Here is a 23146-nt window from a genome sequence, read left to right on the forward strand (position 1 = left end):
TGGAGAAAAAAATGAGTAATTGTGGAGGGTGTTCTTCTTGTAATACACACTTTAATCCTAGTTTACAAGGAGACAGTGGGGCCTTAAAACGAGCTTTATATAAAGCGAGTGGCCATACAACAGAACAATTAAAACGCCCAGTTATTGCGGTCGTTAATAGCTACACCAATGCAACGGCGGGCCACGTTAATCTTAATGAACTTACCGAAAATGTATTAAAAGGGATCGATGAAGGAGGCGGTGTTGGTATGGTTTTCGGTACTATCGCGCCTTGTGATGGTATTGCTGAAGGGCATTTTGGTATGCGTTATGTCTTAGCATCCCGTGAAGTTATCACAGCTTCTATTGAATGCATGATGAGGGCGCATCGATTTGATGGAATGGTGCTACTCGGTTCTTGTGACAAGATAGTTCCAGCCATGCTAATGGCCGCAGCGCGTTTAGATGTTCCTGCGATCCTTGTTAATGGTGGACCAATGTATCCAGCTGAATATAAAGGAAAACATTGGGACGGAAACATTATAACGGAAGCTATTGGGTGGAAAAAACAAGGGTTAATCGATGAAGCAGAATTTGAACATATAGAAAATATCGCAGAGCCTGGGCCTGGTTCATGCACAATGTATGGTACAGCGAATACGATGTGCTGCATTGCAGAAGCGATGGGGATGTCTTTATCTGGTGGTAGCACGTTGCCTGCGGTGTCGAAGGAGCGTAGGTTGATTGCTATTGAGTCAGGAAAAAAGATAGTTTCTTTAGTACTGAAAGATATCACCGCACGTCAAATTATTAATAAGAAATCCATACATAATGCAATGGCTTACCTATTGGCAACAGGCGGGTCAACGAATGCCATTCTTCACTTACAAGCGATTCATTATGAAGCAGGGCTAGGGCACTTGCCTTTAAAATCATTTGATGAATTGAGTTATAAAGTTCCTCTAGTATCTGCTTTATATCCCGCATCAGAGCACGACATGATTGATTATTGGGAAGCTGGTGGCGTTCCTGCAGTCGAGCATGAAATTTCATCTATTTTATTTTCAGACACAATGACTGTTGATGGTGAAGAAAAAGGTGCTTTGTTAGCCAGAAATATGAAGACAACACGCCCAGAAGTCATAAAAACATTGAGTGATCCTGTGCGCAAAGAGTCAGGAATTGCAGTTCTGACGGGTAATTTGTCGCCTCTAGGTTGTGTGGTTAAACCTGCTGCGGTTCCTGAAAACTTGATGTTTTTCGAAGGTAAAGCAATCACTTTTAATAGTGAACAAGAATCTGTTGATGCAATTATGAATGGTCAAGTAAAACCAGGTAGCGTTCTTGTCCTACGTTATGAGGGGCCAAAAGGTGGTCCAGGCATGCCTGAAATGTACCTACCAATGAAATTACTAGAAGGTATGAATTTATCAGACAGTTGTGCATTAATTACAGATGGAAGATTTTCAGGCTCTAATCGAGGTTTGTTTGTTGGTCATATGTCTCCTGAGGCTGTAGAAGGGGGAATTATTGGTTTAATTGAAGATGGTGATTCTATAGTTATAGATATTCCTAATCGACAAATATCACTAAAAGTGTCAGATGAAATTTTAGATTCAAGAAAGCAACACTGGATTCCAGTTCACAAAGAAGTTCCTCGTGGTTTTTTACGTTTATATCGAAAAAGTACTTCTTCAGCAGCTCTTGGCGCTATATTTATTGACGATGAGGATCTGTAATGAAATATCAAGTTAATGACATAACTGGTGTTAATCCAATTATTGCAGCACCATTTGATAGATATGGTGAAATAGATGAACAGGGTTTCTCTAACATTATTTCTTATTTAAATTCGATTGGTGTTAATGGTGCAACGCTATTTGGCGTTGCAAGTGAATTTGCTAAATTTAATGATTATGAACGTGATTTATTAGCGGATATTTATCTTAATCAATCAGAGGTTAATTTTTATAAGGCATTATCGGTCACTGATCACTCAACTGAAAATGCAATTAAAAGAGCCAAAAAATATGAACAGCTTGGTGCGGATGCTCTGATGCTACTTCCTCCCTTTTTTTTGAACCCATCTCAAGCCGCCGTCGAGAAGCATATTCAAGAGGTATTAGAATCAGTATCAATTCCTGTTATGTTGCAATATGCTCCTAATGAAACAGGGTTTCTCATTACGCCATCAAAAATGGCACAGTGGAGTGAAATTTATCCTAATGCGGTTTTCAAAATAGAATGTAACCCTCCGACAGAATATACCCAAGAATTTTTGAGCTATGTACCTGATGCTGTAGTACTTAACGGCTATGCAGGTCTATATATGCTTGACATGCTAGATATTGGTGGGAAAGGTGTAATGCCAGGGTGTTCTTTCTCGGAAATTTATGTCGAAATATATCGTCTTTGGGTAAATAAAGAGAAAGATAAAGCGCAAAAGCTACATGGACGATTATTGAAATATATTAATCAATGGATGACACATTGCGAATATATTATTCAAGTAGAAAAAACAATTCTAAACAAAAGAGGGATTTTAAAAAGTGATTATTGTCGAAGACCTAATTATTCACTTAATAATGATGACATGAAAACAATCGCTGAATTTATGAATGAGTTTAACTTAACGCCAATTAACGGTGGAGGGTGATATGGGTAATTCATCACTGATTTCTGATAATGATAAAATAATAGAGAAAGAAAAAGATAAGGTTTATAGAAAAGTTATATTTAGGTTAATTCCTTTTCTTGTTCTATGTTATTTTTTTGCCTACCTAGATAGAGTGAATGTTGGTTTCGCAAAATTACATATGCAGGAGGACCTTAGCTTTAGTAATACAGTTTATGGGCTCGGTGCTGGTATATTTTTTATTGGCTATTTTTTATTTGAAGTGCCTAGCAACTTATTAATGCAGCGATATGGTGCGAGATTTTGGATCGCTAGAATAATGGTCAGCTGGTCAATATTATCTGCACTAACTATGTTTGTTCAAACGCCGACTCAATTTTACGTTGTCCGTTTTTTATTAGGTGTTGCGGAAGCAGGGTTCTTTCCTGGGATTGTGTTCTATTTGACGCTATGGTTTCCATCATGGCGTTCAGCTAAAACATTGGGGCTATTTATATTAGTAACGCCTTTATCGACAATTTTAGGTAGTCCATTATCAGGTTTTATTTTAAAGATGTTTGATGGTGTTGGGCCCTGGTATAACTGGCAATGGCTTTTCTTAGTTGAAGCAATACCTTCATTTTTATTGGCATTTGTTGTTTTAAAATATTTAGATAACGATGTTAAGTCAGCAAAATGGCTAACAGATGAAGAGAAATTGGTCATACAAGATGATCTAAAAAAAGATGGAGAACAAAAGAAAAAAAACAGTGATGGAAAAGTCGCTGCTAGTCTGAAAGATTTGTTAAAAAACAAGTATGTTTGGCTATTATCACTAATTTTCTTTAGTTTTAACATTGGTTATTATGGAATTAATTTTTGGTTGCCATCCATAATTAAATCGTCTGGGATAACTGATGACTTATCAATTGGTTTTATAGCGGCATTACCTTATTTGTTTGGTTCTATATTTATGTTGTGGAACAGCTATCACTCAGATCTTAAAAAAGAGAGACGTTGGCATATTGCTATTCCAGCGATATTAGGTTCTATAGGGTTAGTCTTTAGTTCTTTAAATGAAGGTTCGACAATAGCAATGATGTTTTGGATCTGTGTTGCTATCTCAGGAACTTTAGCTCTAATTCCTACTTATATTAGTTTACCGGGTGCAATTTTCTCAGGAACTGCTGCAGCTGCTGGTATAGCGTTAGTTAATTCGGTTGGAAATCTGGCAGGTTTTTTTGGGCCGACGGTTTTAGGATGGTTAAATGATTTAACAGGTAGTTCTGGTATCGGGTTACTTATATTAGCCGGTTTTTTAGCTTTATGTGCACCGTTGATATTTCTCATTCCAGCTAAATTAGTTAATCCTGAAATAAAAAATAATTAATAAACATAGCAAAAGATAGAACAGGTATCTTAATATGAATAATAATTCTAGAGTTGTTGTTGTTACTGGCGTCAGTCAAGGTATTGGCTATAGTATTTGTGAGACGTATTTGAAGAATGGAGATATTGTCATTGGATGCGCTTGTGAACCCAAAAATAAAAATATTTCTCTCTTAACAGAAAAGTACACTGATAGTTTTTTTTATTATGAAGTTGATGTTTCTAAAAAAAATGAAATTACAAACTTTTCAAAAATGGTAAGTGAAAAATTTGGAACAATTAACGTTTTAGTTTCAAATGCAGGAAAAAATATATTCAAAGGTATTGATTGTGAGGAAGAAGATTGGGATCACAATTTTGACTTGAATTTAAAATCACATTGGAGAATGGCTAAAGCATTCAAGCCGTCATTAGAAAAAAGTAATGGTGTAATTATTATTATTACATCTAATCACGCGTATCACACATTACCAGAATGTGCACCCTACAATATAAGCAAAGGGGCTCTTCTATCTCTCGTTCAAAGCTTAATGTTAAATTGGGGACCCACAATAAGAACGGTCGGTATTGCACCGGGTTTTATTGATACAGAAGGTAATCAAACCTATTTTGATTCTTTTGCAGATTCACGTAAAGCACGCCAAGAAATTGAAAATAAACACTGTGTTAAGCGAATCGGTAAGCCGGAAGAAGTGGGCAAGCTTTGTTTATTTTTATCGAGTAGTGATGCTGGTTTTATTGCAGGGACAACTATTTTAATTGATGGCGGTCGTAGTGCCGTTATGCAAGATTAGTGTGGAGAATACACTATGAACACAGAAATAATTGGTTTAAGTACATTAGATTATGTGATTTTTATTACTTATGCGATTGTTATTATTGGAATTGGTTTATGGGTCTCCAGAACTAAAAATGGTCAAACAAAAACGACTGAAGATTATTTCCTTGCAAGTAAAAGTCTACCTTGGTGGGCTATTGGTGCCTCAATAATTGCAGCGAATATATCTGCAGAGCAATTTATCGGTATGTCCGGTTCTGGTTTTTCAATTGGATTAGCGATTTCAGCATATGAATGGATTGCTGCGATAGGGTTAGTGGTTGTTGCTAAATTTATATTACCAATTTTTTTAAAAGAAGGAATTTATACAATACCGGAGTTTGTTGAGAAACGTTACAATAAATCGTTAAAAACAATTCTAGCTATTTTCTGGATAGGGTTATTTGTTTTTGTGAATTTAACCTCAGTATTATACTTAGGTGCATTAGCATTAGAAACTATTCTAAATGTTCCAATGATGTATGCGATTGCAGGATTATCAATATTTGCTGTCGTCTATTCAGTTTATGGTGGGTTATCTGCTGTAGCATGGACTGACGTCGTTCAAGTTTTTGTTCTTATCCTTGGCGGTTTTTTAACTGCATTTTTAGCGATAGACTATATTGGTGGAGAACAAGGCTTTTTCTCAGGATTAGGTCAATTAACGCAAGCGGCACCAGAGCATTTTGAAATGATCCTTAGTAAAGACCACCCGCAATTTGAAAATTTACCAGGTATCGCTGTTTTACTTGGGGGATTATGGGTCGCTAACTTGTACTATTTTGGATTTAATCAATATATTATTCAAAGAGCATTAGCTGCTAAATCCACAAATGAAGCGCAAAAAGGATTAGTTTTTGCCGCATTTATTAAATTCTTATTGCCTATCATTGTGGTTATACCGGGAATTGCGGCTTATGTTATTGTAAATGACCCTGCTTTATTGGCAGGATTAGGAGAGTATGCGACATTTAATTTACCAAGTTTTGAACAAGCGGATAAAGCTTACCCATGGTTAGCTCAATTTTTACCCGCAGGTGTTAAAGGACTTGTATTTGCAGCTTTAACTGCAGCAATTGTCTCTTCATTAGCTTCAATGCTTAACTCTATCGCGACAATATTTACGATGGATATCTATAAAGAGTACATTGCGCCTAAAGCTAGCCAAAAAGTTTTAGTTAATGTCGGTCGTTTCTCTGCAATTATTTCATTAATTATTGCGAGCTTTATTGCACCATTACTGAAAAATCTAGGGCAAGCATTTCAGTATATCCAAGAATATACAGGTTTAGTCAGTCCTGGTATTTTAGCGGTCTTTTTATTAGGGATATACTGGAAGAAAGCAACATCTAAAGGCGCTATTTGGGGAGTCGTTCTATCAATTCCATTCGCTTTATTCCTGAAGCTGATGCCATTCGGTATGCCATTCTTAGATCAAATGCTATATACATTTCTGTTTACTATTGTTTGTATTTTCGTAGTGAGTTTAACAAATAATACAGGCGATGATGATCCGAAAGCGATTATATTGACCGCGAAAGAATTTAAAACGAGTGCAACATTTAATATCTCGTCATATGCCATCTTTATTATCTTCGCTATGCTATATGCAGTTTTTTGGTAATTTCCGTAGTATTAGATACTCTTAATATAAAGGGCCTCAGCAATTTGAGGCCCTTTTATATGCTATTTATTAGCATTGGCAACGAAATATAAATAAGTTAGCCATTATTTCTCAGGTTTAAAGCGTAATAAGCGGTTGGCGTTACTGACCACGGTAATGGATGATAAGGCCATTGCTGCACCTGCAACAACAGGGTTAAGTAAAGTCCCCGTAATTGGGTATAAAATACCCGCCGCGATTGGAATGCCTAATGTGTTATAAACAAAGGCACCAAATAGGTTTTGCTTCATGTTACGCAGTGTTCCTTTTGAAATAGACACTGCATCGGCAACGCCATGTAAGCTTTGGCGCATTAAGGTAATGGATGCGGTCTCAATCGCGATATCACTACCGCCACCCATCGCAATACCAACGTCAGCTCGGGCTAGAGCAGGGGCATCATTGATACCATCACCGACCATCGCCACTTTGTGGCCTTTGGCTTGTAAGGCTTCAATTGCAGCGGATTTTCCGTCTGGCATGACGCCTGCAATCACTTCATCAATACCCGCTTCTTTGGCTATCGCATTGGCGGTTACTGGGTTGTCTCCGGTTAACATGACTAAACGGAAACCTTGTTTATGTAAACGCGCCAGCGCACTTATGCTGTCTTCACGTAATGGGTCACGGATAGATAATAGCGCAGCAACTTTTCCATCAATAGCTAGCAATACAGGGGTTACGCCTTGAGTCGCTTGTTGGTGTAGCGTTTCTTCCACGTCACGGGTTTCAACATTATTTTGCGCTAACAGTTTTTGGTTACCTAACAGAATAGTTTGGCCGTTAATTATTGCACTAATACCTAACCCAGCTAAGGTTCTAAACTGTTCATTAGCCGGTAGCGTTAAACCTTTTGCGCGATTTAAAACAGCGCGAGCTAGTGGGTGATTAGAGCCATTTTCTAATGAAGCGGCATACTGTAAGGCGGTGTCTTGTTCGAACCCATTAAACACATGGATATCTGTAACTTGAGGCATTCCTTCAGTCAATGTACCTGTTTTATCAAACACAATAGTATCTAATTCACTGGCTTGCTGTAATGCATCCGCATCGCGTACTAACACGCCAAACTCAGCTGCTCGGCCCACGCCAGAAATAATCGACATTGGTGTTGCAAGGCCTAGCGCGCAAGGACACGCAATAATTAATACGGTTGTTGTGATAACGAGTGCGTAAGTAATTTGTGGTGCAGGCCCAACAAAGTACCAAATAGCACCTGAAATTAAGGCAATACCCACAACAATGGGGACAAACACGGCTGAAATTCGGTCAGCAAGTTGGCCAATTTGTGGTTTACTACTTTGTGCTTGGCGAACAAGGTGGATAATTCGTGCTAAAGTCGTTTGGCTACCGACAGCAGCGGCACGAAATAGTACGGTACCATCTTGTACCACGGTTCCGGCATGGACTTGATCCCCTTTACTCTTTTGCTGTGGGATCGGCTCACCGGTTAGCATGGCTTCGTCTAGCCAGACCTCGCCTTCGATAATTTCACCATCAACAGGCACACGGTCACCGGTTGCTAAGCGTAAAACCATCCCTTTTTTGACTTGCTCCAGTGGCATATCCACTTCGCCTTGCTCTGTGACAACACGTGCTGTTGGCGGCGTCAAATCTAGCAAACGTTCAAGAGCTTTTGATGAGCGCTGGCGAGCGCGTTGCTCTAAGGCGTGACCTAGGTTGATAAGACCGATGATCATGGCACTGGCTTCATAATAAAGGTGTCTGGCTTGATCAGGGAACCATTCAGGCCAAATATTCACCACAATAGAATAGAGCCAAGCTGCTCCTGTTCCTAACGCAACTAAGGTATCCATGGTGGCACTGCCATTTTTCAGGCTTTGCCATGCATTGCGATAAAAGTGCCCACCTGCAAATACCATGACTGCAAGGGTTAATACACCAATGGTGAGCCAAATGGTATGGTTTTGCTCAGTCAGCACCATGTTATCGCCCATCATCCCCCACACCATCACAGGGATACCAAGGGCAAGTGCTAATGCTGATTGCCAACGGAAGCGATGCATATTAGCTTGAGCAACTTCTTGTTGGCGCTCACGACGCTTGGCTTCATCTTGAATGATCTCTGCGCCATAACCTGCTTTGACAACAGCATCGATTAAATCATTAGGTTCAGCGGTTCCGGTGACTAAAGCGCTACGCTCAGCTAAGTTGACTCGTGCATTTTCAACACCCGGTACGCTATTTAAGGCTTTTTGAACTTTATTGACACAACTGGCACAGGTCATGCCATCAAGCAGTAACTGTACACTGTCATCCATTGGGCTAATTTCAGGTTGTTCACCTAAATCAGACTCTTGTGCCGGGATCTCACAGATTGCCGCTGAATCAGCTTCCGGCTGTTCAGTTGTGGTACTCAGCGGCTCAGTTTTTGGGTGAGATCCCTCCTCTGTAGCTTGGTAGCCAGCGGCTTGAACTGCCGCAATTAAGGCTTCTGCGGATGCGGTACCATGGACAACAGCGGTTTGGGTATCGACAGTTGCGCTATCAACGCCGTCAACGGCTTCTAGCGCTTGCTGCGTTTTAGCGGCACATTTCATGCAACTTAGACCCGAAAGGGCTAAAGTGATCGCCTTAGTTTGGGCAGTTTCTGCGTTATAGCCCGCTTGTTGAACGGCAGCGATTAACGTTTGCGCATCAGCAGTGCCATATACCTTGGCGCTGGTGGTATCGACAACAGCGGCAGCGACACCGTCAACCTCTTCGAGAGCTTTTTGTGTTTTACCTGCACATTTCATACAATTGAGGCCGGAGAGCTGTAACTCGGTATCTGGAGTGTTAGCCACTTCAGCTTCATAACCTGCATCAACGATGGTTTTAATTAAGTCAGCGACATTGGCATCACTTTCCATCACGGCATAATCGATAGTGACTTTTAAGTTAGCGACATCGCCACGCCCTTCGAGCGCTTTAGTGACTGAACCGACACAATGCATGCAGCTTAGTCCCTGTAATTTTAAAATAATCATGTTACTCATTTTGCAGCCTCCAAAACCCGTTTGATGTATTGGGTCTATAACTTTATCTACAATTAGGTCTATAATTCGACAATGAACAAAGGTTACACCTTCCAGCAAGGTTAAGGTCAAGAGGAATTATGAATATTAGTGAAATTGCCAAAAAAACTGGCCTAACTGCAAAAGCTATTCGTTTTTATGAAGACAAAGGGCTAATTACCCCCCCTGAAAGAGGGGAAAATAGCTACCGTTATTATCAAGAACGTCATTTAAACGAACTTGTATTGCTCAAACAGGCAAAAGATGTGGGTTTTACCTTGGATGAATGTGGCGAACTATTAGGTTTGTTTCGTAATCCAACTAGACATAGCGCAGATGTAAAAACGACAACGATAGCCAAGATAAATGAAATAGAGCAGACAATCGTTAAATTGTCTGCCATTCGAGATACATTACAAGAGCTTGTGGACGTGTGCCCTGGGGATGATGGTGCAGATTGTCCGATTATTGACCACTTGGCGCGTGGGTGTTGTCACCATGCGAAGGCTTAACCTGCAAGGTGATGCCGTCTACTGCGATGACGACGACTTCGGTGTTGGCACTTAATGGCGTGTCGCTATAGACACGCCAACTGCCATCAGCAAGGCGTACACGGCTAAAACCTTCTTCAGTATCTGACAACAAACGGCCTTTAACACCGATGAGTTGATGGCTAATTTGGTTGACGTTATCAGCCTTGTTTTTTTGCCTATTACTCAACCATTTTCGCCATAAAACAGCGGAGACCACGGTAAAAATAGCAAACAAGACCCCTTGCCACTCCCAACCGATGAATGGTAGAGCCCAAACGATAACCCCAACAAGTACCGCCGCAATACCCGACCATAAAAGGTAGCCTGCGGTTCCAAGAAGTTCACCAATCAGTAATAGCCCACCAAGACACAGCCAAAACCATGCGGGTTGAGCACTGATAAGCTCTATCATTCTTTTACCTGCTTTTTCATGGCACTGGTTTTCTTGCTTTCGCCGATTAGCTCAGTGATCCCACCAATTGCGCCCATTAAATTACTGGCTTCTAATGGCATCATGATGACTTTGCTGTTTTCGGCAGAACCAATACTGGTCAGTGCATCGGTGTATTTTTGCGCCACAAAGTAGTTAATTGCTTGCATATCCCCAGCGGCGATCGCTTCAGATACCATTTGTGTCGCTTTTGCTTCCGCTTCCGCGGCTCTTTCACGCGCTTCGGCTTGTAAAAATGCCGACTGACGTTCCCCTTCGGCTTTGAGAATTTGTGACTGTTTTTCACCTTCAGCTTTCAAAATTGCCGCTTGGCGGATCCCTTCGGCTTCAAGAATATCGGCACGTTTAGTACGTTCAGCCTTCATCTGAGCATTCATCGCACTAATCAATTCTTTTGGTGGTTTCACGTCACGAATTTCGATACGGGTAATTTTGACACCCCAAGGGTTGGTTGCTTCATCCACCACGTGCAACAAACGGCTATTAATTGAATCACGTTGTGACAACATTTCGTCCAGTTCCATGGAGCCTAATACGGTACGAATATTGGTCATCGTCAAATTCAGGACTGAAAGCTCAAGGTTACTGACCTCATAGGCAGCACGTACTGGGTCAACGACTTGGATAAAGCAGACGGCATCAATCGTGACGTTGGCATTATCACGAGAAATAACTTCTTGAGATGGGATATCAAGGACTTGTTCCATCATATTGATACGACGGCCAATTTTGTCCATAAATGGCACAATAATATGCAAGCCCGGTTGTAGCGTACGGGTATAGCGGCCGAAGCGCTCAACCGTCCATTGGAAGCCTTGAGGTACTGTTTTAACACAGGTAAAAACAATAACGACAGCGACAAAAATGATAATCGGTATTGCACCAAAGGCGAACAAGTCCATATTTAACCCTTAATTAGTAAAGTAATGAATATACTTGGCGACGGTATTTACTGGCAATGGCGTCACCAGTACCCATTGCAGACATAATATCCATCATGGTTTTTCTTACTGCGCCGTCACCTGCACCCAAGTCGGTACGTAAAAAACCGAATAACATTTCCAGCGCTTCTTCGTTACGGTTTACTTCATGCAGTTTTAGGGCTAATTGAACCGCTAACGTTGTATTTTGCGGATTTTGATTGAATTCATCTTGCAATTGTTGAATTTCAGGGGTGTCCGCAGCTTGCTTTAATAATTCAATTTGTGCGATTAAACCTTGGTAGCGACTGTCTTTATCCTGTAATGGGACAGCTTCTAAAGTAGCTTGTGCGTCATCAACGAGATTTAAACCAATTTGGGTTTCTGCCAATAATAATGTGATATCGCTATTTTTGGGGTTCAGCTGATGCGCTTCTTTTAACAATGGCAGCGCTTCTTGTGTTTTACCTTCTGCAATTAATTCAGCGGCTTGTGCTGCTTTCATTTCTTCTGGGCTTGGCAGCACGCGAGCTAAAATTTCTAACACTACTTCTTCTGGTTGTGGCCCTTCAAAGCCATCAACAGGGCGACCATTTTGCAACACATACACAGTAGGGATCGCTTTTAAGCCAAACTGGCTTGCGATCATTTGTTCTTCATCACAATTAACTTTAGCTAAAATAAATGACCCTGCGTAGTCGTTGGCAATTTTTTCCAACATAGTACCGAAATCTTGGCAATGAGGGCTACGCGGTGACCAAAAGTAAAATATGACGGGTAAGTTCATTGATTGTTCAATGACTTGGTGTAGGTTCGTTTCGTTAATATCAATTATCTGAGCGTTAGCAAACATAAGAAGTCTCTTTTGAATTTGTTATCAATAGAATTTGTGAGCAATAGTAATTAAGTGGGGCTGATTTTGCTTTTTTCAAGCTTTTTTCCCCTGATTTGCCAGTATTTTATCCATTATTTTGTCAGGTAGAATACGTTTTAAGATACGCACAGCGACGGTTAATAACGTGACAGAATAGCGTACTTTTGGGCGGGGGCTTTCTAACGCATGGATCAGTTTTTCTACCACATGTTCTGGTGTTAAGGTGAAACGTGAAGCAATACCTGGGTTTTTAACGGGTTTATCTTTTTGTGTTTGTTCAACATTTTGAGTAAAAGCCGTATGGATCGGACCCGGTTCAATCAAACTCACTTTCACCCCGGTTCCTACCAATTCTAAGCGTAGCGCATCAGACCATGCTTCCAGCGCGTATTTGCTGGCAGCATAAGCGCCACGACCGGGGGTTGAAATTACCCCCATCACTGAACTAGTTTGGATAATTCGCCCTTCATGGTGCGCTAGCATTGCAGGTAATAGCAAAAAGGTTAACTGGTGAACACCAAAAAAGTTAGTGGAAAATTGTGCTTCAAGTTGTTCACGGCTGACGCTATTTAACGGGCCATACACCCCAAAACCGGCGTTATTGAATAAACCGAAAAGGCGATGATTACAGAGTGTTAGCACCGTTTGAGCCGCGGTTTCTATGCTATTCTTATCATCGAGGTCAAGGGATACCGTGTCATAACCTAGCTCTTTTAGGCGCAAAATATCGCTTTCTTTACGGCAAGCAACAATCACATGGTAGCCACGCTGCCGAAGTGTCTGTGCAGCACAAAAGCCAATACCGCTTGATGCACCTGTGACTAGGACTGATTTTTTGTTTCGTGCCGATGTTTGCATAACTTTACCTTGGTTTCATGCAGCTGAATCTATTTCGGGTATAAAAGAGCGTTTTAATACCCTTGTTTAACGTCTGTTTTATTTACTAGACGGTAAAATGTGTTCGAAAAGCTGTTTTTCCATAAAATCAGCAATGGATGGCTGGGCTTCAACGGTAGGGTGAATACCATCTTGTTGTATCCATTCAGGCTTAGTTATCACGGTTTCCATATAAAACGGGAGTAATGGAATTTGATTACTTTGCGCCAATTTCGGATAGACTTTTTCGAAACTTGTCGTATAACGTTTGCCATAGTTAGGTGGAATGCGAATTTGCATTAAGAGCGGTTTCGCACCCGATTGCACGATTTGATCGATAATTTGCTGTAAATTATCTTCGAGTTGCTCTACAGGGAGACCTTGTAAGCCATCATTTGCACCTAATTCGATCAATACCCAGTTAGGTTTGTTTTGTTCGAGTAAAACGGAAAGGCGTTCTAACCCCTGTGCAGAGGTATTTCCACTAATACTACCGTTAACAATAGCAACGGGTGGGGAAAGTTTCTGCCAACGTTCGGCAAGCAAGGAGGCCCAAGCCTGCTCAGCCGGTAAACGGTAGCCTGCACTTAGGCTATCACCTAAGATTAATAGCTTAGTTGACGCAAGTGCGTGTCCACTTGCAGTCAGTAACAGGAGAAATACCAATATATGTCGGCGAATAATATTCTTGAAGTTCATCATCTCATTAAACGTGTTGGTCAAGGTGAACATGAACTGACTATATTGCAAGGTGTTGAGCTAATTGTCGAGTCCGGGCAAACAATTGCTTTAATTGGGGAGTCAGGTTCGGGGAAATCAACCTTGTTAGGGATTATTGCGGGGTTGGATGACGGCTCGAGTGGAACGGTTAATTTATTAGGCCAAGACCTCACTAGAATGGACGAAGAACAACGGGCACGCTTACGGGCACAAAGTGTCGGTTTTGTGTTCCAATCTTTTATGTTGATCCCAACCTTAAATGCCATTGAAAATGTGCAACTTCCTTCTTTGTTACGAGGTGAATCTGAGTCTGAAAGCTACCAACACGCGGCAAGTTTATTGACGGATTTAGGCTTAAAAGATCGCCTAAAACATATGCCACCACAGTTGTCAGGGGGTGAGCAGCAGCGTGTTGCACTTGCTCGTGCCTTTAATGGCCGCCCACAGATTTTATTTGCCGATGAACCAACGGGAAATCTCGATCGCCACACAGGGGATAAAATTGCAGATTTACTGTTTGATATGAACAAAGAGCATGGAACAACCTTGATTTTAGTTACCCACGATAACGAGCTGGCTGCGCGCTGCCAACGCCGTTTGCGCTTGGTCGATGGGCAGTTGAGGGAAGAAGTATGATTTGGCGTTGGTTTTGGCGTGAATGGAAAACACCCTCGTTATTGATTGTTTGGCTTGCGCTTACCCTTGCGGTTGCTTGTGTACTGGCTTTAGGGCGAATTAGCGATCGCATTGAAAATAGCATGAGCTACCAAAGCCGTGAGCTATTAGCGGGTGACTTAGTTTTACGATCTTCTCACCCAAGCGACCCTGCATGGTTACAAGAGGCCCAAAAAGAGGGGTTAACGCTAAGCCAGCAAATATCATTTTCTACCATGGCTTATGCGACGGAAAATGAAGACGCTCGGCCACAACTGGTGTTAGTGAAAGCAGCGGATAAGGCATATCCATTATATGGCGAGCTCATCACAGAACCAGCTGGGGTAACCCCGACAAAAGGGGAGATATTAGTCGCACCACGGTTATTAGAATTATTGAACCTCAATGTAGGGGATAACATTGATATCGGAGATGCGACGCTAAAAGTTTCGGGTAAACTAATTCAAGAGCCTGACAGCGGTTTTAACCCATTCCAGATTGCGCCAAGAGTATTGATAGCAATTGAAGATGCACCATTAACGGGAGCAATTCAATTAGGCAGCCGGTTAACTTATCGCGACATGTTTGCCGGCGATAGCCAGCTTATTGATGCATTTCAACAAAAATATGACCAAGACCTACGAAATGATCAGCGTTGGTTTACGTTAAGCGAAAATAACGGTGCAGTGGGGAAAACCTTCCAACGTGCCCAACAGTTTTTATTGTTGTCAGTTTTATTAACCCTGCTACTAGCCATTGCTGCGGTTGTAGTTTCAATGACGCATTACTGCCGTAGCCGCCATCAATTAATTGCAGTATTAAAAACCTTAGGGGCAGGGCGTAGCGCATTACGTCAATGGATTATTGGGCAGTGGTTAGTGATTTTAATTGCTGCTGCTTTACTCGGCTCATTATTAGGTTTGGCTTTTGAAGGCATTTTAATGCAAATCTTAGGGGCTATGTTGCCGAAGGAGTTGCCGCCTGCAAGTTTAATGCCTTGGGTTTGGGCGATCGGTACATTATTTATTATTGCGATAATTGTTGGCAGCCGCCCCTATTACCAACTGATGGCAACCCAGCCTTCAAGGGTATTACGTGAAGATGCCAAATCACCCGTTTGGCCGCTATATTATTATCTGCCAATTGTTATTTTAATTGTGGTTGGCGGCTTATTTGTGTTTGCTGGCGTTAACCCTCTGTTGTGGTCAATTTTGGCCGGTATTGTCGTGGTTGCCATTCTACTTGCGCTGATTGGTTGGGTTGGCTTATGGGGGCTGCGTCATATTAAGTTTCGCCAATTAAGTTTGCGTTTATCCGTTAGTCGCCTATTGCGCCAGCCGTTACAAACCATCACACAAATGAGTGCATTTTCGCTGTCATTTATGTTGTTGGCGCTGCTAATTTTAGTGCGTGGTGATTTGCTTGACCGTTGGCAGCAACAGTTACCCGCAGATAGCCCGAACTATTTTTTGATCAATATGAACCAGTCACAGCTTGAGCCTGTCACCAAGCTATTGGCTGAGTTTGACGTGAAACCCACCGAGTTCAACCCTGTGGTGTTAGCGCGCTTAACCGATATTAATGACCAGTCAGCAATTGAATGGGCCGATCAACGTGATCCAAATAATAATACGGTGCGACGTGAATTGAGCCTAACTTGGCAATCTGATTTAGCGCCAGCTAATGTGGTTGATAAAGGAACTTGGCCACCAAAAGCAGGTGAAGTCTCGATTGAACAAACGGTCGTTAAAGAGCTTGGGTTGAAATTAGGTGATAAACTCACATTTAACGCAGGGGCCCAGGTCTTTAGTGCAACAGTTAGTAGTATTCGTACGGTTGATTGGGAAAGCCTACGACCAAACTTCTATTTTATTTTCTCTGAAGAAAGCCTTTCTCAGATGCCGGCCACTTGGCTGAGCAGCTTCCACTATGAAGGCGATGGGCAGCTATTAACGCAACTTAGCCGCCATTACCCAACCATTAATGTGCTCGACACCGGTGCAATTATCACCCAAATCCAGCAAATTCTTCAGCAAGTGAGCCAAGCCCTTGAGGTGATGGTAGTGCTGGTTATTTTTTGTGGGCTGTTGCTATTATTGGCTCAAATTCAAGTCGGTATGAGCCAACGGGAACGTGAATTAGTGGTGTACCGAACTCTGGGAGCCAGTAAAAAATTGATGCGTCGAACCCTGTGGAGCGAATTTGCATTACTTGGCTTAATGGCAGGGCTTGCCGCGGCATTTGGGGCAGAAATTGCTTTATGGTTGTTGCAAAGTAAAGTGTTTGATTTCCCTTGGCAACCTGAGTGGCGTATGTGGGTGCTATTACCCTTAAGCGCGGCTTTCTTACTGTCCATTTGTGGTGGTTGGTTGGGGTTACGTTTATTAGGGACGGGGAGTCAGCACCGTCGTTTGAATGGTTAAATACTCGTCATACTTCAAGTTGCAGCGTTGTTGATTACGTTCAGCTAGCTGCAACTCGAATTATTTAGAATATAGTGGTGTTAGGGAAATATTTTAATGCCACTATTTATTGAACATTATAAAAACAACCTGTTTTTCAGTAAAATAACTGTCTCTAATCCTTCATAAAAGCTTCATTCATCGACGTTATGATTCCGCCATCAATTATTGATAGCCTTATAATGGAAACATAACAATGCAGAATAACCATTCGATTAAACGTAAGCTGGGCTCGTTATCTTTATTGGCTGGTTTAATTTCATTTAGCATCACAGGGTTTGCACAACAAGAAGTGACCGCAACGTTAGCGGGGCACTCCATTCTTCCAGTTAATTCAACGGTTTCTTCCCCCGAAAATGCACCTTCAGACATGCAAGTGAGTGGTAAATTTACCACTGGCGCTCGTGTTGATAGTTTAGGGAAAGTGGAAGGTAAATCTGCAGATCGCCCAACAGGAATGCATATTCCAATTAAAGGCCAGCCACGGCAAGGGCACTCGGGTATCAAACGCATGGTGGATGGCACTTACTGGGTTTTAACCGACAATGGATTCGGCAATAAAGTAAATTCCCCTGATTCTATGTTGTATGTCACTCAATATGATATTGATTTTCAATCAGGTAATACAACACCATTAAAAACGGTTTTCTTCCATGACCCTGATAAAATTATTCCTTTTCATATTACGAATGAGAGTACAAAAGAACGCTATTTAACAGGAAGTGATTTTGACCCTGAAAGCTTTCAATTTGCAGGTGGTGCTCTATGGGTTGGCGATGAGTTTGGCCCTTATCTAATCAAAATGGATTTGGATGGCAAGGTATTAGCCTTGTTTGAAACACAAGTAGATGGAAAGAAAGTTGTTTCTCCTGATCACTACCAAATCACAACACCGGGTAAACCTGCTGATAAAGTGAATTTCCAAGTCAACCGTTCGAAAGGTTTTGAAGGTATGGCGTCATCACCAGACGGTTCTAAGCTCTATCCAATGCTAGAAGGTGCGATTTGGCTTGATGACAAGCAAGATTATGAAAATGTTGATGGTAAACGCGCAGCACGTATTCTTGAGTTTGATGTGAAAAAGCAAGATTGGACGGGTAGAAGCTGGTTGTATGTCTTTGAAGACAATCAAAATGCCATTGGTGATTTCAATCTTATTGATGATACCCACGGCCTAATCATTGAGCGTGATAATGGTGAAGGTACAGCAGATAAAGCCTGCACGGCGGGAAACAGTAATACTGAAAATTGCTTTAGTCATTTAGCTAAATTCAAGCGTGTATATCGTATTGAATTTTCAGCTAGCAACGTAGGGAAAGCCGTAGATAAGCAAGCTTATATTGATTTAATGAATATCAAAGACCCAAGTAATATGGCAAGAAAACCATTAAATGATGGCGTGTTTACCTTCCCATTCTTCACCATTGAAAACGTTGATGTGGTTGATAGCGAACACATTATTGTTGGTAATGACAATAATTTTCCGTTTTCATCTAGCCGTGAACCAAATAAAGCGGATGATAATGAATTTATCTTATTAAAAGTCCCCGAGCTGTTAAAACCCTAATTAATTTTACGCCTCTCTTTGATTTTTCGGAGGCGCAAATAAACGCTATGTTTTGATCCAATATCTGGTCTTAAGCTTATTTTCCCTTTGGTTTCAATTTTTCCCGAGCTAATCACTCGGGATTTTTTATTTGTGATTGAGGGCAGGGGGCTTCATCATCAAAGTAAGCAATAAAATGACGATAACAGGCGCGGCAATAACCAAAAATGCAGGGGTGAAACTGCCTGTTAAGTCTTTGATACCACCGGCAATGAAAGGCGCTAAACAGGCAACGGTTGAGATTAAATTTACCACAGAGAATAGCTCTAGGTATGGGCCTCGACCAAAATAATTTGACAGTAAAACACTGGATGCCAAAAAGGTCATGCCATAACCAATACCAACGCATAACACAAACAAAATTAACCATAGCCATGACGTGGCAATACTGAGGAAAATAACACCTAACACCATGATAATTAGGCTACCGATTAATAGTTTCTTCGGTTCTAACCATTCACCAGCGGCTCCACCAATAAATCTTGAGAATGCATTCACAAATGCCATTGTGCTTAATAATGAAACCGCCACGGTCATGCCAAATCCACGCTCTTCAATATGGGCAACAGCAAAACTGTTAACGGTAATGCCACACCATAAAAACGAGGTATAAGTCGCAGCAATCAAGTAGAACTGCCATGTACGTAGCGCTCTGCCGACTGTCCATACTTCAGCAGTGCGATAAATAGGCTTGCTTGCGTCACTAACTTGTTTCTGCATCACCTTTTTTGCGTGCTCTTGCTCTTTTTTACCTTCACGTAGCATGAAAATCGTGATTAACGTGACGATGCTAAGATAAACAGCACATAGAACCCAATGCATGCGCCATGAGCCTAATTGGTTTGATGCGTAAAAGTAAATCCAAGGGCCTGCAACACCCCCCAAGCCCCCGATGGTGAAATATAACCCAAAGGCAAGGGATTGTTTTTCAAATAGCCGCGAAAGTACGTAAGTCCCCGGGACGGTGGCGAGTAAGGTGAAACCAACACCAATTAATGCGGTACCTAAAAAATAGGTGCTAATGGCTTGGGTGGAATAAAGACTATAAAAGCCCGCAACAAAGACACTGGTACCTAGCAATAAAGTAGCCCGTACACCGACTTTACGGATCAACAAAGAAGGGAGGAAACTCGCAAGTCCACAAGTTAAGCCCAGTAGCGTAAAGCCAAACCCAGCTTCGCTCCAGCTCCATTTGAGCTCACTTATCATTTCAGGCAAGACCACGCCAAGAGAGGTAAAGGTTGTCGCGGTGGCTAAAAAATAAACAAGTCCTAACAGAACAAGAATGCACCACTGATAAAACGGACTAAAAGTCTGCGAGGACATATTGACTCCAGTAATGCCGCACACCTTAAATCAGGATATTTGTTTTCTGGATGACGGCGAAAATAGCATAATGCCCGAAAATAGTTTCGGGCATCGAATAGGGCTATTTTCCCTATTTATTGATGAGAGTACCAGTCTAATTTTGCATTTGCCCACTCAATGCCACTTTTGTACTCATTTGGCAAAAGTGAAGCCAATGCGTTAAGTGTTGCAGATAACTGGTTGTGGTCACTATGAGAAAGGTTTAAATGGCCAACTTTACGAGCAGGGCGTACCTCTTTCTCATACCAGTGAAGGTGAACGAGGGGTAAGCTCAGCCAGTCTATATTTACATCAGTACCGATTAAATTGACCATAACAGCAGGGCTATACACTTCAGGTGACGGCATCGGTAGGTCTAATATGGCACGTAAATGCAGCTCAAATTGGCTAATGGATGCGCCATTTTGTGTCCAGTGGCCGCTATTGTGTACTCGAGGCGCAATCTCGTTAATCAGTAGGTTATCACCCACGACAAAACATTCCATTGCCATTACACCGATATAGCCTAACTCATCCATGACAGCGCTAAGCATGGCTTGAGCTTGTTCCTGCTGCGGGTTAGTCGACTTAGGGAAAGCTACGCTTGTACGTAAAATGCCTTCTTGGTGCAAATTATGGGTTATCGGGTAAAAAACGGATTTTCCCGCTGCGTTTCGGGCACCAATGACAGAGACTTCGGCGTCAAAGGGAATACCTTGCTCAACGATACATTCACCGTAAATATCTGCTGGAAGATTAATTTCATCGCCAGGGCGAACACGCCATTGGCCTCGCCCGTCATAGCCACCAGTTCTGCGTTTTACAATGAGGAAATTACCGAGTTTGGCAAATAATTCAGGCCATTGTTCGGGGGTTTCTAATAGAGCCCAAGGTGCAGTGGAAAGTTGCAAACTATCAAATAAGCTTTTTTGTGGAAACCTATCCGCTAAATGTGGAAAAATATCACGGTTAATAAAGGCATTATGGCGAGCTAATTCTTTGGTTAGCGGGGTTTCCGGCCAGCGTTCAATTTCCGCGGTGATGACGCTTTGTTGATAAGGAACCGCTTCGGGCTCTGCATCAAGACCAACAGGAAAAACGGCAATGCCTAATGGCTCGCCAGCTTGGCGTAGCATACGGCCTAATTGGCCATTACCAAGCACGCAAACGGGTTTCATTAGGCGTTCCTCGGGTCTGGGTTGTTTAACACATCATTGGTTTGCGCTTCTCGCCATGCGGTGAGGCGATTGAAAATAGCAATATCACTTATCGCTAATACTTGCGCGGCTAACAGCGCTGCGTTTGCTGAGCCTGCTTTACCGATGGCTAGCGTACCAACAGGAATGCCTTTAGGCATTTGCACGATAGAATATAAGCTATCAACACCACTCAATGCAGCGCTTTGTACCGGAACACCAAAAACAGGGACTAATGTTTTAGCGGCAATCATTCCTGGTAGATGTGCGGCACCACCCGCGCCCGCGATAATCACATCAAAGCCGTTCTCTTTGGCGGTTTCAGCAAAAGAAAATAGTTTATCTGGTGTTCGGTGCGCAGAGACGATTTCGACATGAAAAGGGATTTGGAGTTCTGTTAATACATCAGCTGCGTGCTGCATGGTCGTCCAATCACTTTTCGAACCCATAACAATGGCGATTTTTGCCGCAGATTGAGCAGGAACTTGGGCAGTCATTTGGTGCTTTCCTGTATTGAAAAAAAAACATCACCCTGAGGTGGGAAATTGAATTGTCTTGATCATATCATGGTAAAGCAGCAAGGAAAACGTTTGCGTGATTAATAAATAAGCAAACAGTTGTGGGAGATATTGAAAATGGTTAGTCAGGCAAAATTACTCAAAGGGAAAGAAAGTTAGTTCAATGCCTTGCTTGTTAATCACAAAGGCTGAACCTTCGTGGTGCCACGCACCTAATACACCTCGATAATGCAATTTACCACCAATATTTATCTCATGAATGGCAGGCCGGTGAGTATGACCATGGATCATCCATTGCGCTTGGTGCCTTTGTAATGCATCAATAACGGCTTGTGAATTGACGTCCATAATCGACTCGGCTTTCATGCTGCTTGCATATTGGCTATTTTGCCGCATTTTTTGTGCGATACGGCGACGTACGAAGAGCGGGAGTAGTAAAAATACTCGTTGGATCCAAGGCGTGTGAACTTTTTTACGGTAATTTTGATAGGCGGCATCATCTGTGCATAAAGTATCACCATGCAGAATTAAAATGCGCTTACCATAAAGTTCGAGCAATGTTTCTTGTGGGAGTATGGTCATGCCACACTGTTTCGCATAGCGTTTACCAATTAAAAAATCTCGATTTCCATGAATGAAATAGCAGGGAATGCCGCGTTCTGTGAGCTGTTTCAATTCATTGGCAACTAGCTGATGCAGCGGATTGGCATCATCATCGCCCACCCAATAATTAAAAAAATCACCGAGAATATATAGGCTTTCGGCATGGATGGCTTGCTGTTGAATAAAATTAATAAAACCGGCGGTGATCGCCGGTTCATCTTCACTCAAATGCAAATCTGCAATGATGTAAGTGGACATGCGTTCAGGTTTACTCGCTGACCGTCACTTTTTCAATGATGACGTCTTCGCGTGGAACGTCTTGGTGGAAGCCGCTACGACCTGTTGAGACACCTTTGATTTTGTCAACAACGTCCATACCTTCAACCACTTCAGCAAACACGCAGTAACCCCAGCCATCAGGGCGTTCTGAACGGAAGTTTAAGAAGTCGTTGTCAGCAACGTTGATGAAAAATTGTGCTGTTGCAGAATGCGGGTCGTTAGTACGAGCCATCGCTAAAGTACCACGGGTATTTTTTAGACCGTTGTTAGCTTCATTTTTGATAGGTGCTTTAGTGTTTTTTTGTTCCATGCCTGGCTCAAAACCACCGCCTTGGATCATGAAGCCATTAATAACACGATGGAAAATGGTATTATTGTAAAAACCTTCACGGCAGTAAGTTAAAAAGTTTTCGACAGTAACGGGGGCTTTATCGTCAAACGTTTTGATAACAATGTCACCGTGATTGGTATGAAATGTAACCATAATAGCTATCCTGAATAATTGTTTTTTGTGCGCTAACTTGCGAAAGCGTTGAGATCAGCACGTTTATATCACAGATAAAACCTGACTTGAAGCGGAAGGAAGCTTAGTCGGCCGTTTATAGCATAATAGATGTGTATTAAACCT

General features: G+C 41.9%; 20 protein-coding genes. 9 read left to right on the plus strand and 11 right to left on the minus strand.

The features are described 5' to 3' along the window. The first annotated feature begins 11 nt into the window (after positions 1-11). Genes ilvD through PSF67_RS02660 form a run of 5 tightly spaced genes read left to right on the plus strand, consistent with a single transcriptional unit; the run spans position 12 to position 6423 of the window. A complete protein-coding gene (ilvD, locus tag PSF67_RS02640; protein ID WP_166265661.1) occupies positions 12-1718 on the plus strand; it encodes a dihydroxy-acid dehydratase in 1707 nt (568 codons plus the stop codon). Beyond that, entirely contained in the window at positions 1718-2635 is a 918-nt protein-coding gene (locus tag PSF67_RS02645; protein ID WP_195697610.1) for a dihydrodipicolinate synthase family protein, read from the plus strand. The genes ilvD and PSF67_RS02645 overlap by 1 nt, the downstream gene beginning before the upstream one ends. A gap of 1 nt (position 2636) precedes the next feature. After that, complete coding sequence (locus PSF67_RS02650) at positions 2637-3983, plus strand: MFS transporter (RefSeq protein WP_272676479.1); 1347 nt, start codon at positions 2637-2639, stop codon at positions 3981-3983. 34 nt (positions 3984-4017) lie between these two features. Next, positions 4018-4776 carry an SDR family NAD(P)-dependent oxidoreductase gene (locus PSF67_RS02655; protein WP_195697609.1) on the plus strand — a complete coding sequence of 253 codons (759 nt, stop codon included), beginning with the start codon at positions 4018-4020 and terminating at the stop codon, positions 4774-4776. 15 nt (positions 4777-4791) lie between these two features. Beyond that, positions 4792-6423, plus strand: a complete 1632-nt coding sequence (locus tag PSF67_RS02660) for a sodium/sugar symporter (RefSeq protein ID WP_272676480.1) — start codon at positions 4792-4794, stop codon at positions 6421-6423. A 104-nt stretch (positions 6424-6527) separates the two neighbouring features. Here PSF67_RS02660 and copA read toward each other — a convergent pair whose 3' ends face one another. Then, positions 6528-9461, minus strand: coding sequence for a copper-exporting P-type ATPase CopA (gene copA / locus PSF67_RS02665; RefSeq protein ID WP_210848526.1), 2934 nt, complete (start codon positions 9459-9461; stop codon positions 6528-6530). Between the two features lie 119 nt (positions 9462-9580). Here copA and cueR point away from each other — a divergent pair, with 119 nt between their 5' ends. After that, complete coding sequence (cueR, locus tag PSF67_RS02670) at positions 9581-9991, plus strand: Cu(I)-responsive transcriptional regulator (protein ID WP_094960975.1); 411 nt, start codon at positions 9581-9583, stop codon at positions 9989-9991. Here cueR and PSF67_RS02675 read toward each other — a convergent pair. The 5 genes from PSF67_RS02675 to tesA form a co-directional block, all read right to left on the minus strand. Next, positions 9945-10424 (minus strand): NfeD family protein, encoded by a 480-nt coding sequence (locus PSF67_RS02675; protein ID WP_166265643.1) that lies wholly within the window; start codon positions 10422-10424, stop codon positions 9945-9947. The genes cueR and PSF67_RS02675 overlap by 47 nt on opposite strands. Then, entirely contained in the window at positions 10421-11365 is a 945-nt protein-coding gene (locus tag PSF67_RS02680; RefSeq protein WP_004260315.1) for an SPFH domain-containing protein, read from the minus strand. The genes PSF67_RS02675 and PSF67_RS02680 overlap by 4 nt, the downstream gene beginning before the upstream one ends. Positions 11366-11378: 13 nt before the next feature. Next, positions 11379-12236 carry a co-chaperone YbbN gene (locus PSF67_RS02685; RefSeq protein WP_272676481.1) on the minus strand — a complete coding sequence of 286 codons (858 nt, stop codon included), beginning with the start codon at positions 12234-12236 and terminating at the stop codon, positions 11379-11381. Positions 12237-12311: 75 nt separating this feature from the next. After that, positions 12312-13115 (minus strand): SDR family oxidoreductase, encoded by an 804-nt coding sequence (locus tag PSF67_RS02690; protein WP_272676482.1) that lies wholly within the window; start codon positions 13113-13115, stop codon positions 12312-12314. A 78-nt stretch (positions 13116-13193) separates the two neighbouring features. Continuing rightward, on the minus strand, positions 13194-13835 hold the full coding sequence (gene tesA, locus PSF67_RS02695) for a multifunctional acyl-CoA thioesterase I/protease I/lysophospholipase L1 (RefSeq protein WP_102139375.1): 642 nt from the start codon (positions 13833-13835) through the stop codon (positions 13194-13196). On the opposite strand from tesA, the gene ybbA reads away from it, so the two are divergent. From ybbA to PSF67_RS02710, 3 genes are all read left to right on the plus strand, one after another. After that, complete coding sequence (gene ybbA, locus PSF67_RS02700) at positions 13803-14489, plus strand: putative ABC transporter ATP-binding protein YbbA (RefSeq protein ID WP_206275927.1); 687 nt, start codon at positions 13803-13805, stop codon at positions 14487-14489. The genes tesA and ybbA overlap by 33 nt on opposite strands. Continuing rightward, complete coding sequence (gene ybbP / locus PSF67_RS02705; protein WP_272676483.1) at positions 14486-16930, plus strand: putative ABC transporter permease subunit YbbP; 2445 nt, start codon at positions 14486-14488, stop codon at positions 16928-16930. Before ybbA ends, ybbP begins: the two co-directional genes overlap by 4 nt. A 235-nt stretch (positions 16931-17165) precedes the next feature. After that, positions 17166-18536 (plus strand): esterase-like activity of phytase family protein, encoded by a 1371-nt coding sequence (locus PSF67_RS02710; RefSeq protein WP_272676484.1) that lies wholly within the window; start codon positions 17166-17168, stop codon positions 18534-18536. 126 nt (positions 18537-18662) lie between these two features. Here PSF67_RS02710 and PSF67_RS02715 read toward each other — a convergent pair whose 3' ends face one another. From PSF67_RS02715 to ppiB, 5 genes are all read right to left on the minus strand, one after another. After that, positions 18663-19901, minus strand: coding sequence for an MFS transporter (locus tag PSF67_RS02715; RefSeq protein ID WP_166265625.1), 1239 nt, complete (start codon positions 19899-19901; stop codon positions 18663-18665). A gap of 116 nt (positions 19902-20017) precedes the next feature. Beyond that, positions 20018-21100, minus strand: a complete 1083-nt coding sequence (gene purK, locus PSF67_RS02720; RefSeq protein ID WP_272676485.1) for a 5-(carboxyamino)imidazole ribonucleotide synthase — start codon at positions 21098-21100, stop codon at positions 20018-20020. Beyond that, entirely contained in the window at positions 21100-21615 is a 516-nt protein-coding gene (gene purE, locus PSF67_RS02725; protein WP_195697598.1) for a 5-(carboxyamino)imidazole ribonucleotide mutase, read from the minus strand. Before purE ends, purK begins: the two co-directional genes overlap by 1 nt. Before the next feature lie 156 nt (positions 21616-21771). Then, complete coding sequence (lpxH, locus tag PSF67_RS02730; RefSeq protein WP_272676486.1) at positions 21772-22497, minus strand: UDP-2,3-diacylglucosamine diphosphatase; 726 nt, start codon at positions 22495-22497, stop codon at positions 21772-21774. 10 nt (positions 22498-22507) lie between these two features. Beyond that, positions 22508-23002, minus strand: coding sequence for a peptidylprolyl isomerase B (gene ppiB / locus PSF67_RS02735; RefSeq protein ID WP_166265616.1), 495 nt, complete (start codon positions 23000-23002; stop codon positions 22508-22510). Positions 23003-23146 lie beyond the last annotated feature (144 nt).

Source organism: Providencia sp. PROV076 (genome assembly GCF_028483405.1).
GTDB lineage: Bacteria > Pseudomonadota > Gammaproteobacteria > Enterobacterales > Enterobacteriaceae > Providencia > Providencia huaxiensis.